The following is a 13422-nucleotide window of genomic DNA, read 5'->3' as shown; positions in this document are numbered from 1 at the left end:
GCGCCCGGTCCACAGTGGCTGCGGGCTTGAGAATTGTCGCCATAGCCCACATCTATGGGGTTCCGGGGAATAGAACCCGATCCTACCGAAAATAGCAGTTACGCTCCAACCCAAAAGCGGGCTGCGCCAGAGGAGTGACAATGCGTCCACTATTGCTGATCTTCATTATCCTGCCCATTTTGGAGATGTGGCTGCTGATCACCGTCGGGAGTGAGATAGGGGCGCTGCCGACTATCGGCCTGGTGTTCCTGACCGCCATTGTCGGGCTGGTATTGCTGCATCGGCAGGGGCTCTCCACCCTGATGCGCGCCCAGCAGAAGATGCAAGTGGGGGAGCTGCCGGCGAGAGAGATGGCGGAGGGGGTGTTTCTCGCCGCCGGAGGCACACTGCTGCTGACCCCCGGCTTTATCACCGATGCACTGGGTTTTGCGTGCCTGGTACCCGGCCTGCGCCAGCTTCTGCTCGGATGGCTCCTGCGCCATGTGGTGATACAGGGCCGCAGTTACCAGGCCGGTTCCCACCGCCCGCCCGGTGGTCACGACATCATCGAAGGGGAGTTTTCCCGGGACCAGCGGGAGCCCCACAAGCGCAATCTGGATAAAAAATAATCAATCTGGTGGGGCTAGCGGAAACCGCCCGGTATCGATACACATTTTTTTGCTTGCGGCTGTTGAAATACGCAGTGTCGCCCATAGATAGGGTCCACCCGAAGATTTTGCCCCGTGTCTGCCGTCAGCCGGGGTGCCTGGACCGGAGGTCCTCAGACTGAGGGTCTTCCATTTGGAAAACCTTAAAACGACTCAATGGAGAGCCTATCCATGAAAATTCGTCCTTTACACGACCGCGTCGTAGTGCGCCGTAAGGAAGAAGAAGAAAAGACTTCCGGCGGCATAGTTCTGCCGGGCGCAGCCAAAGAGAAGCCCAACCAGGGTGAAGTCCTTGCCGTGGGCGAAGGCAAGCTGTTGGACAACGGCGATGTACGCGCTCTGTCGGTGAAAGTAGGCGACACAGTGGTTTTCGGCCGCTATGCGGACAGCAACACCCTCAAGGTGGACGGCGAAGAGCTGATCATCATGAATGAAAGCGATATCTACGGTGTGCTGGAAGGCTGACCGTAGCTTCTTTTGAAACCGCACACAAAGAATTTGAGGAACAAGAATCATGGCAGCAAAAGACGTTAAATTTGGTGACGACGCCCGCCAGAAAATGCTGAGTGGCGTAAATATCCTGGCTGACGCCGTCAAGACCACCCTGGGCCCGAAAGGCCGCAATGTGGTACTGGATAAATCCTTTGGCGCTCCCACAGTGACCAAGGACGGTGTCTCCGTAGCCAAGGAGATCGAACTGAGCGACAAGTTCGAGAACATGGGTGCACAGATGGTGAAGGAAGTGGCCTCCAAGGCGTCCGACACCGCCGGTGACGGCACCACCACTGCCACCGTACTGGCCCAGGCCATCGTAACCGAAGGCCTCAAGTCCGTCGCCGCCGGCTTCAACCCCATGGACCTGAAGCGCGGTATCGACAAGGCCGTAGCGGCGGCCGTCGATCACATCGCCGGACTGGCAACACCCTGTGAAGACAACAAATCCATCGCCCAGGTAGGCACCATCTCCGCCAATAGCGATGAGAGTGTTGGCACCATCATCGCCCAGGCGATGGAAAAAGTCGGCAAGGAAGGCGTTATCACCGTTGAGGAGGGTTCCGGCCTCGAAAACGAGCTGGACGTTGTCGAAGGTATGCAGTTCGACCGCGGTTACCTGTCTCCTTATTTCATCACCAATCAGGAGAACATGACTGCCGAGCTGGAGAGCCCCTTCATCCTGCTGGTGGACAAGAAGATCTCCAACATCCGCGACCTGCTGCCGCTGCTGGAGCAGGTGGCCAAGGCCTCCAAGCCGCTGTTGATCATCGCCGAGGACGTGGAAGGTGAAGCCCTGGCCACCCTGGTGGTAAACAGCATGCGCGGCATCGTCAAAGTGGCCGCCGTCAAGGCACCTGGCTTCGGCGACCGCCGCAAAGCCATGTTGCAAGACATCGCCATCCTCACCGGTGGCACCGTAATCTCCGAAGAAGTGGGTCTGGAGCTGGAAGGTACCACCCTGGAGCATCTGGGTACCGCCAAGCGCGTCACCCTGTCCAAGGAGAACACCGTGATCGTGGATGGCGCCGGCGATGTCAAAGACATTGAGGCCCGCGTCAAGCAGATCCGTGCCCAGATCGAAGAGTCCTCTTCCGACTACGACAAAGAGAAACTGCAGGAACGCGTGGCCAAACTGGCTGGCGGTGTTGCAGTGATCAAGGTTGGCGCCGCCACCGAAGTCGAAATGAAAGAGAAGAAGGCCCGTGTGGAAGACGCACTGCACGCGACCCGCGCCGCCGTTGAGGAAGGTGTGGTTCCCGGAGGTGGTATCGCCCTGGTGCGCGCCATCCAGGCGGTTTCCGTAAGCGGTGACAACGAAGACCAGAACCACGGCATTGCCGCCGCCATGCGCGCCATGGAAATGCCCATGCGCCAGATCGTTGACAACGCCGGTGACGAAGCTTCCGTTGTAGTGGACAAGGTGAAGCAGGGCGAGGGTAACTTCGGTTACAACGCCGCCACCGGCGCATACGGCGATATGCTGGAAATGGGTATTCTGGACCCGGCCAAAGTGACCCGCGCCGCACTGCAGGCAGCGGCCTCCATCGCCGGCCTGATGATCACCACCGAAGCCATGGTGGCGGAACTGCCGGAAGACAAGCCCGCTGCTCCCGATATGGGTGGTATGGGCGGCATGGGTGGCATGGGCGGCATGATGTAAGCCGGCTCATCCAGCCTGTCGATAAAAAGCCCCGCATTCGCGGGGCTTTTTTTATGAAACCGAAAATCCCAATAGTTGATCCCTTTTCGGCCAGCTTGTCTTCCTTGAAAATCTGTGCAATTACGCGGAATCGCCGGCTTTTCAGGGGTGTGCGCCAGCCCTCGCATTTTGGTGGCACATCCTGACGTCACATTGACCCGACAACTTATTCAGTTACCGGGTTAATAGCGGGGCGGAGTCCCGGGACCGATGGTTGTCGGGGCTTAACAGACCCCCCATCGACCGGGCTGCCGCTAAAGTAATAAAATTTTGCTGGGTAAAGTGAATATAAGCGCTTTGCCAATTTCGGCCTTTTCCATCCCTGGCACCGTCTGCCGCTGCCATTCGTCTTACTACTAAACGTGTCGGTTCCCGGTCCTATCCTTATCACTGTCGATGTCCATATGTGATTACGATGCCTAATCTGACAGTTAGATATTTTGTGCAATAAAAACAGCGCTGTAATTCCGTGTAATGGCGTTATTTTTTTTATTCAGGTAAGCTGCCCAAAATAAATAGACGAACAGACTCGTCAATAATTTATTTCCACCGGTGGCTGAGTGCCGGATAAATAATTACAAAAATGCTCTAGGGGTTCTTAATGTTCAGGCTAAGTGGCTCGCTTCTGGCGATATTGGTTTCATTTCAGGTATTGGCCTCCGTCTCCGGTCCCAGTTCCAACTCAACCGGCCAGTTTTCTGCAAGTTACACTGCAGCTCCCACAACTCATGATGATGCGCAACTGAGGGTGGCTTTGAATGGCACTGTCGTAAGTAGCTACAACGTCAGTACTTCCAGTGGAAGTCGAACCATCACCGTCAGCTCCGCGGGTACTTATACGGTTTCACACTGGACACGGAAAGAAGCGGGCTGTTTGCAGTACGGGACCCATGGCTGTACAGAGCCTGAGCCCGGTACATCCTGGGCGCAGTGGGGTAGTAGTTTCACTATTACAGTCACTATTCCGAAACCTGGTGCGATTTCGCTTTCCACCACAAATACTACGGGCAGCTATACGGTTAGCTGGGGTGCGGCGTCGGGCTCCCCCAGTAAATACCAGTTACAACAGAGAAAAGATGGCGGGGGGTGGTCCACCATCCACGATGGATCTGCTCGCAGTAAATCTGTGTCCGGGTTGGCTACAGGAGTTTACAGTTATCGAGTTAGAGCCTGTTACACCGCCTGTGGAGATTATACATCTACCAAAACCATTACCGTGGTGCGTACACCGGGTTCGATTTCCGCACCGGCTAGCTCAACCAATGGCAGTGTGGCTGTTTCCTGGGCGTCCGTTTCCGGTGCAGCCAGTTATGTATTGCAGGAGCAGAAGGACAGCGGTTCATGGGTGCAGGTGTACGCCGGTACCGGCACTGCTAAAACAGTAACGGGGCGGAGCAATGGCGTCTACCGCTACCGTGTTGCGGCGGTAGAAAATGGTATTACCGGCAGTTACCGCTATTCCGGTTATACCACAATTTCCCGGGCACCCGCGGTGCCAACGGGGCTGACGGTACCCACCACGTCGTCCACCGGGTCTTATACTGTCAGCTGGTCCGCGGTTTCCGGCGCGGAGAATTATCAGATTGAACAAAGTGGCAGTGCCGGCGGTACCTGGACGGTAACCGGCACCAGCAAAGGCTTTACCCAAAGTGCCGACGGAAGTTTCTCCTACCGCGTTAGGGCTTGTTCTGTCTATAACAGTGTGACCTCCTGTAGCGGCTGGACCAGCAAGCAAAGCATTGCCGTTGCTTTCCCACAGTTATCAGCACCGGCTACCAATACAACGGGTGGGTTCACAGTGACCTATCGGGCAGTGCCGAATTCAGTCGCGACAGAGGTCGAACTGCGTGTACATCAAGATGGAAGTCTAGTAAATACCTATACCATCGGAAAATCCGCCGGCTCAAGAACTGTCACCGTAAATAGTTCTGGTATCTATGCTATTTCCTATTGGTGGCAAAAAGAGGACGATTGTCTGCAGCAAGGCCAGAATGGTTGTACAGAACCGGAGCCGGGTATTCCCTGGACCAGTGAGGGGCAAATCAGCGTATCGGTCAGTATTCCTCAACCTGGCACTTTATCCGTGCCGCTGAGCAGTACCACCGGCAGTTATTCTGTATCTTGGGGTGCGGCCTCCTCCTCCCCAAATGAATACCAATTGCAGCAGCGTAAAGATGGTGGCGCATGGACCACTATTTATAGCGGGTCCGCCCTGAGTAAATCTGTATCCAGTTTAACCACTGGAGTCTACGATTACCGGGTTAGATCCTGTTACACAGGCTGTAGTAGTTATACATCTACCAAGACTATTACCGTGGTGCGCACACCGGGTTCAATTTCTACGCCAAGCACTTCTACAAATGGCAGTATCGCCATTTCCTGGGCGTCGGTTACAGGCGCAGCCAGTTATGTACTGCAGGAGCAGAAGAACAGTGGTTCCTGGGTACAGGTCTACGCTGGTGGTAGCGCCAGTAGGACCATCAGTGGGCAGAGTGATGGTGTATACCGCTACCGTGTGGCAGCGGTAGAAAACGGTATTACCGGCAGTTTCCGCAATTCCGGCGATACCATCGTGTCCCGGGCACCCGCTGTGCCGACCGGATTGACCTTGCCCTCAAGCTCATCCACTGGATCCTACACCGTCAGCTGGTCCGCGGTTTCTGGTGCGGAGAATTACCAGATTGAACAAAGTGGCGATGCCAGCGGCACTTGGACGGTGACGGGCACCAGTAAAAGTTTTACCCAAAGCGCCGATGGCAGTTTCTCCTACCGTGTTAGAGCCTGCTCTGTCTATAACAATGTGACCTCATGTAGCGGATGGACCAGCAAGCAGAGCATTCTGATTTCTCTCCCGCAGCTATCTGCTCCGGCTAACAACACCACAGGGGCTTTCACCGTCACCTATCGGGCAGTGCCAAACTCAAGCGCAACGGAAATTGAACTGCGTATACACCGAAACGGTACACTGGTAAATACCTATGCTATCGGCGAATCCGCCGGTTCAAAAGCTATAGTTGTGAATGGCTCTGGTTCTTATACCGTATCTTATTGGTGGCAAAAAGAGGACGACTGTCTCCAGCAGGGCCTGAATGGTTGCACCGAACCGGAGCCGGGTATTCCCTGGACCAGTGAGGGCCAAATCAGCGTATCGGTCAGTATCCCTGAACCCGGTACCGTATCTGTGCCCGAGAGTAGTGCCACTGGCAGTTACACCGTATCCTGGGGCGCTACATCCGTGGCCCCTGACCACTATGAGCTGCAGGAGCGTAAAAACAGCGGCAGTTGGGTGACAGTCTATAGTGGATCGGCTACGTCGAAGGCGATTTCAGGTAACAGCGATGGCAACTATGCGTATCGGGTTCGGGCCTGCTACAGTGGTTGCAGCGATTTCTCCCCTTCGGCCTCGTTGATAGTCAATATTCCCAAACTCTCCATAGAGTCAATAAACGAAGGTGAAGTCAGAGTGGCCTGGCTTGGCTGGAGTGCTGATCGAATTACTCTCACACGGGGTACCACTGAAATATACGATTCGGGCTGGGGGTATGGCGGTGGAGCTGGTTCCTATACCGACACCCTTACCTCCAGCGGTAGTTATAGCTATACCCTTCGGGGTTGGGAGTGTCTGGATTCAAATGTTCAAACTGGTGGCTGTGCGGAACCGGATGTTCTTGGTACACGAGGACCGGTTCTTGCCACTGTTGTCCTGCGGCCCGGCACACCAACCCTGTCCACCTCAGTGACCTCATCGTACACCGGCGATGTTGCGTTGCTATCCGCTGGATCGGGGCCTGTCGACCAGGTACGTTGGCAAAAACGTCAAGTGGGCCAGAGTTGGCCGGTGGAAAGCAGTTATTCTGTTGCGGCCAGTACGGATTTTACCGTATCGGATCTCACCGATGGCAACTGGGAATTTCGCAGCAAGCACTGTAATAGTGCTGGATGTTCCCTTGCCTGGAGTAATAGTTTACCGGCGACTGTTTGGAATCAGCCAATACCGTCGAGCCCGGCTCTGCAACCGCTACAGAACAGTGGCAGCGATACTGTTCAGTTGGTGTGGTCAGATCTTTCACATGAATTGGTCTATCAATACAAGATTTACCAAAATGGAACTCTGCTTAAAACCATCTCCACGGGTTCCCAAAATCCGTCGCCGGTCACCGGTACAAGCCTGAGCCTAGAAGACGGTGTTTACAACTATTATCTGGTGGCCTGTAATCTGCGCGATTGTTCCCTGCCGGGCAATACCGCGAGCACCATAGTTGCCAATACTCCGGGTGCCCCTTCCGCAGTACATCTGTCGCCCCAGTTCTCCCGCAATGGCAGTGTTGACCTCAATTGGGCGAGCAGCGCCGGCAATCCAGTGCGCTACGAGCTGATCCCCGGAACCGCTGTGTCCAAAGACGGGCCTGTCAGTTGGGACGAGGCGGCCGTGATTGCCCATACCGACCTGCAAAACCTCACCAGATCGCTGACCCTGGCAGATGGTTTCTACGCTTATAAAGTTCGCGCCTGTAACCAGGTGTCCAGTTTCAGCACTTGTAGCGCCGATGTACAGTCGGAGATAGTGCAGGTCGAAATTTCCTCGCTACCGGTCCAGGTTGAAGTCGCGCCCCACCAGGAAACCGCCGTCGCCGCCACCGACCCCAGTGTACTGGCATCGGACCGTGTGGGTGTGCTTGGTGGAGAGTTCCGGGTCAGTGAGTCCGGCACCGCCAACTACACAATTCCCATCGCGACTGGCCCGGCATCGGGAGGTAGTGTTCCGTCCATCAATCTGTCCTATAGCAGCAACGGTGGTAATGGGCCTCTGGGTATGGGTTGGAGTATCGGCGGCCTTTCCGCAATTGTTGGATGTCGTAAAACCCTGGAGGAGGACGGTATCAATGGCAGCGACTTCGACCGCTTCTGTCTGGATGGGCGGCGGCTGAAACTGGTCTCGTCCGGTAACTACGGCGATATCGGTACCGAATATCGCACTGCGTTGGATTCATTCACCCGTGTGCGCATTATCAGCAGCTCAGTGGGTGACAAAGCTTTTGAGGTGTACCGCAAGGACGGCTCCGTATCCTATTACGGCGCGACTGCGGATGCACTACGTGAAAACCTTTGGGCCATCAACGAACAGCGCGATAGCGCCGACAATCGAATTGAATTTACCTATTTGAATGACAGCGCCATCGGGGAACACCTGATCGATACCATTGACTATAGTGGCAATGGCACGGATACGCTGATCAATAGTATCCAATTCAATTACGATACTAGTCGCTCGGATAAAATCTACGGTTATCGTTTCGGTGAAAACTTCGCTGCGACGCGCAGGCTGACTTCGGTGGTTTCCCTGGCGGACTCAGTGGAATTGCGGCGCTACAACTTTGGCTACGAAACGGGTACCACGGGTCGACTGCGATTACAGGATATAACGGAGTGTGTCGGTAACAACTGCCGTCCACCATCCGTGTTTACCTATGCGGATTCCGATGGTGATGGTTTAGTTGCTTTCCCTGCTAGTCCAAATATTTTTCATTCTGGCTATGAGGGTGGCAAGTTTGGTGATGTGAACGGTGATGGCCTCACCGATCACGTTTTTATTCGCTATGACGGTGATGGCAAGCGCTATTTAAAGGTGGCGCTTAGTTCGGGTGGCGGCCTTATTATGCAGTCAGACCAGATGCGTATCCGTTCCAACGAGCGAGAAGAGTGGCATCTGATTGACTACGACGATGACGGTATGGATGACGTACTGCACGCACCTTTGGGTGACAATACCAACCACTGGGAAGTGAATCTCTCCGAAGGTTCGGGGTTCAGCTCGGACGATACTCCGACGACTCTGACTTATGAGCCGGGTCAGAGCGGCCGGATGTACGATTTCAACGGCGATGGGCTGCCGGATTTTCTCAAAATCACTGCTGCCTCTGGCGTCTATACCGGTAGCAGTACCCCACAGGCGACAATTCGCGAGATGCAACGCAACAGCAGTGGGGGTCTTAGTTTTAAAACTTCTGCAATGACCCGCAATTTGAGTGTGCCTATTTCCACTCCGCCAGGCGGTTTTGTGGGTCGTTATAGTCGAACGACCACGGTAAATATCCGGGACACGGATACGGTAGCGGATTTCAACGGCGATGGCGTGGCGGATATGACCGCTATTGCGGTCACCCGTTGGACATGCACAGAGCAGCTGATTGACTGCTATAACAATATTAGATCGCAGACAGACAACACATTTGTAGTCCTGTTGTCGTCTGGTACCAGCAGTCACACTACGAAGTTTTCGAGAAGCCTCTCCGGCAGTATCGACGCTGCTGAGCAACGAGTGGCCGACCTCAACGGCGATGGACTGGCAGATCTATTGTTCAGGTCTAATGCCAATTCCCCCTGGGCTATTTATCACTTCAACGGCAAGACATTTGTCTCCGCTGGCTTTTTGCCGGCAGCGGTTGATGAAAAAATTCAGCTGATGGACTGGGACCACGACGGCCTGGTGGATATTCTCTATCCCAATGCTAACGATACAACCACCCCGGACTATCATCGACTCTATGTCCTGCCCAACCACTCCAGTGGCTTTGGTAGTGGCTACAGTACTGACTTGGCGCTAGGTATCAACGAAAGTGATCACAGGCAATTCCCGATCGATTTGAATGGCGACGGCTTGCCGGAACTGGTGGAAGTATGTGCAAATCGAGACGACGTCGAGGATCACTGCGATGACCTCCCTGAGGTTCCCCACCACAATGGCAAATACGTTCGCATTTTCAAAACCGTCCATACTAACCATGTCAATGATAGCAACAAGCCAATCGATACTTTGGTTTCAGTGACCAATGGCTTTGGCGTTACCACCACAATTGAATATCAGCGGCTCAACGACACTGCCGCTAATATCTATACCCGAGAGCTGGGCGCCTCGGCACTGGATTATGGCAATGGCTCGCCGGTCTTCGATCTGTATTCGCCTATGTTTGTGGTCAAGCGGGTGACCTCTGACGCGCCGGCGGCCAACGACGATACCAATACCGTCGAGGCCCTCTACCATTATGCCGGCGCGCGGATACAGGGCGGTGGTCGCGGTTTCCTCGGCTTCGAGTCGATAACCACCTACGACCCCCAGAACCAGGTCAAGACCACTACCCACTACCGCCAGGATTATCCCTTTATCGGTATGTCGGAGGAGACCGCCAAGGTAATAGAACCCAACGCGAACGATATCGATATCCCCGCCGCCTGTAGCGGTACCGGACTTACCGTGATTAGCTGTTCGAAAAACCAACTGGCTTCCATGGAGCCCATCGCCGGCAAGACCCTTATGCCCTATATCGCCAGGGCGATCGATTATTCCTATGAACTCGACGGCAGCCTGCTCGGCAGGGTGGAGACCGAGACGGTGTATGACAGCGGCGACGATACCCGCTATGGCAACGTCTCCCAACTGACCCTGGAGAACTACGATAGCGCCGGCACCCTGGTGCAGCGCCAGACCACCAGCCACAGCTACAACAATGTGGTGGATTCCAGCCGCTGGCACCTGGCGCGGCTCAGCAACAGTACCGTCACCACCCAGCGTTTTGGCAGTCTCGCCGCGTTCGCGATCACCCGCACCGCCGATTTCGCCTATGACCCGGTCACCGGTTTGCTCACGGACGAATGGGTGCAAAAGGACACATCACTATCGCTGCATACCCACTACGAGCACGACCACTTCGGCAACCGCATCAAAACCACCCTGACCGATGCCCAGGGCAACAGCCGCAGCAGCCGCGTTCTCTACGATGCCTATGGGCGCTATCCGCTGCAGCAGATCAACGCGCTGGACCAGACCCAAGCCTGGCAGCAGGATCTCAATGCCTTTGGCCAGCCCGGCAGGGTGCTGGATATCAGCGGCGTGGCCACCCACTTCGCCTACTCCCAGTTTGGCGAACAGTATTTTGAGCACCATGAAACCGGTGCCCACAGCACCACACTGAAAGCCCTCTGTGCCGATACCGGCGGCTGCCCCACCATAGCCGGTGTGCCCGCCTACTTTAAGGTCACCACCAGCGGTATCGACGACACCGAAACCCTGGTCTACCACGACCGCCTGGGCCGCGAGATCCGCAAACAGACCCAGGACTTCCACGGCAATGCCGTCTATGTGGATACCCAGTACGACGCCCAGTCCCGGGTGCACAGTCTCGGAGCCCTACGCCGCCGGCACATCGCCGCGGTGGATGGAGTACAGCTACGATATCCTCGGCCGCACCACCGCCATCGACGCCCCCCCGGGCCAGTGCGACGTCAGCACCGTCTATGGGGGCCTCACCACCACCGTCACCAGCTGTGGTCAGACCAAGGTCAGCGAAAACAATGTACTGGGCGAAGTGGCCCAGATTACCGACAATATCGGCGGCAAAGTGCAATACGCCTATTACGCCAACGGTCAGCTGGAGCGGGTGCGTGTGCTCGACAGCACGGGTGTGCAAACCGCGGTGACCGTCATGGCGTACGATTCGCGGGGCCGCAAGACCGCCCTCGTCGACTCGGACAAGGGCATTTGGGAGTACGATTACAACGGTTTTGGGGAACTGGCCAGGCAGATTGGCTCCAATGGACATACTGCCATGACCTACGACGCCCTGGGGCGTATGGTCACACGCGCCGACTACAAGGGCCCCAGCCTGCAGAACTTCAGCCGCTGGTACTATGACCGGGATCCCGGCTGCGACTCCCAGTACCGTTTTGATGGCAAACTGGTGGCCGTCGCCCAGGCCCAGGTTCCCATCAGCAGTGGCTGTAACGCCAACGTCGACGATTTCGACTATCTCCAGCTGCTGCAATACGACCGCTATGGCCGCCTGGGGGAAACCAGCACCATACTCGGCGTGCTGGATGGCGACGGCGACTTCTTCGAAAAAGTCACCTTCGACCAGTACAGCCGCGCCCACCGCGCCTTCGATGCCAGCAACCAGCAGGTGGGCCTGGGCCAGAACTACCTCTACGGGGTGGAAACCGCTTACAACCCCTACGGCTACAAAACCGGTGTGCGGGATGTCCAGGCCGCCGCCGGCCAGGGTTTCTACTACACAGTGCAGCGTATGAACCTGCGGGGGCAGGTAGAGGAAGTGGCGCTGGGCAACGGCCTCACCACCACCTATGTCTACGACCCCCAGAGCCATCGCCTCATCGATGTCCTCACCGATATTGTGCCCGGCGTCGGCACAGTGCAGCAGTTGCACTACGACTGGGACACCATCGGCAACCTGCTGTCCAAAACCGACCAGAGCGGCGACGGCAGCTACCAGAAAGACCTGCAGGAAAGCTACCAGTACGACGGCCTCAACCGCCTGCGCTACGCCTATCTGTACAACGGTGGCAGCCAGACGGCGGTACAGGAAGTGCGCTACGACGATGGCGGCAATATCACCCACAAAAGCGATGTGGGGGATTATTTCTACAACGGTTCCCAGCCCCACGCCGTCACCTTTGCCGGCGGTGTCCGCTACATCTACGACGACTCCGGCAACCTCATTCACGACAGCAGTGGCCGTGAGCTGGAATACACCGTCTTTGACAAGCCCGACCTTATCCAAAAGGGCAGCCACAACACCCACTTTTTCTACGGCCCGGACCGCAGCCGCTATAAACGGGTGGACGACAGCGGCAGCGGCACCGTCATCACCCTGCAACTGGGCGGTGTGGAAAAAGTCATCGAGCGGGATAGCAACGGCGCCTTTGTTAAGGGCTATTACCGCCGCACCCTCGCCGGCGTCGCCGTGGAGCGCCTGGACCTGGCCGCCGACGATAGCGTGACCGGCACCGGCATTCAGTATCTGCACAAAGACCTGCAGGGGTCACTGGATGTGATTACCGACAGCAATGGACAGGTCGCCCAGGATGCCGGTGGCAACAAACAGGTGTTTAGCTTTGATGCCTGGGGCAAGCGCCGCAACGCTTTGAGCTGGGCCCAGATCAGCGGTGGACCCCAGGGTATTGTCAGTGCACTCAGCGTGGGCAGCTTTAACCATCTCACCACCAATCGCGGTTTTACCGGCCACGAAATGCTGGACGAGGTGGGCCTGATTCATATGAACGGCCGCGTCTACGACCCTAACTTGGCCAGATTTGTGTCCGCCGATCCCGTGGTCGACGGTGTCACCTCGGTGCAGGGCTATAACCGCTATGCCTATGTGCACAACAATCCACTGATGTATACCGACCCTTCAGGGTATAGCTCCTGGAGTAAATATCGGGATTCGGTGGTTAAGCCTGTAGTTGCCCTGGTCATCACAATCTACTCGGCAGGAACTGCTAGTGGGGCAGCTTGGGGTTATTTTGGCGGTGCAGTTACTACCACTCAAGCTACGGGAGCTGTAATCATTGGTGGGGCTGCCGCGGGAGCGGTACAGACTGGAACTGTGGAAGGTGCTTTCTTTGGTGCATTTAGCGCCGTGTTATTCTGGGGTAGCCTGATTTCTCCGGACAGTCCCGATTGTTACCATAGGCAATTGGGAGTATGTAATGACTATGAGAAAGACTTATTCAATAGAGTTTCGTTCAGAGGCCGTAAAGCTGGTCCTTGAGCAGGGCTTGACGCAGGCG

At 56.0% G+C, this 13422-nt stretch carries 5 protein-coding genes; all 5 read left to right on the top strand.

Annotated features, from left to right (window positions below; translation table 11 throughout):
- The first annotated feature begins 140 nt into the window (after window positions 1-140).
- The 5 genes from AB1S50_RS06285 (at window position 141) to AB1S50_RS06265 (ending at window position 13403) form a co-directional block, all read left to right on the top strand.
- The gene (locus tag AB1S50_RS06285; RefSeq protein WP_367149669.1) at window positions 141-608 is read left to right on the top strand and encodes an FxsA family protein; all 468 of its coding nucleotides are present in this window, start codon (window positions 141-143) and stop codon (window positions 606-608) included.
- Window positions 609-818: 210 nt separating this feature from the next.
- Window positions 819-1112, top strand: a complete 294-nt coding sequence (locus AB1S50_RS06280; protein ID WP_367149668.1) for a co-chaperone GroES — start codon at window positions 819-821, stop codon at window positions 1110-1112.
- Window positions 1113-1161: 49 nt separating this feature from the next.
- Window positions 1162-2802: a chaperonin GroEL gene (gene groL, locus AB1S50_RS06275; protein WP_367149667.1), complete on the top strand. Its 1641-nt coding sequence runs from the start codon at window positions 1162-1164 to the stop codon at window positions 2800-2802.
- A gap of 1309 nt (window positions 2803-4111) precedes the next feature.
- Window positions 4112-11530 (top strand): FG-GAP-like repeat-containing protein, encoded by a 7419-nt coding sequence (locus AB1S50_RS06270; protein WP_367149666.1) that lies wholly within the window; start codon window positions 4112-4114, stop codon window positions 11528-11530.
- A complete protein-coding gene (locus AB1S50_RS06265; protein WP_367149739.1) occupies window positions 11445-13403 on the top strand; it encodes an RHS repeat-associated core domain-containing protein in 1959 nt (652 codons plus the stop codon). Before AB1S50_RS06270 ends, AB1S50_RS06265 begins: the two co-directional genes overlap by 86 nt.
- Window positions 13404-13422 lie beyond the last annotated feature (19 nt).

Source organism: Microbulbifer discodermiae (genome assembly GCF_040742695.1).
Lineage (GTDB): Bacteria > Pseudomonadota > Gammaproteobacteria > Pseudomonadales > Cellvibrionaceae > Microbulbifer.
This window is presented reverse-complemented; position numbering and strand designations above follow the sequence as displayed.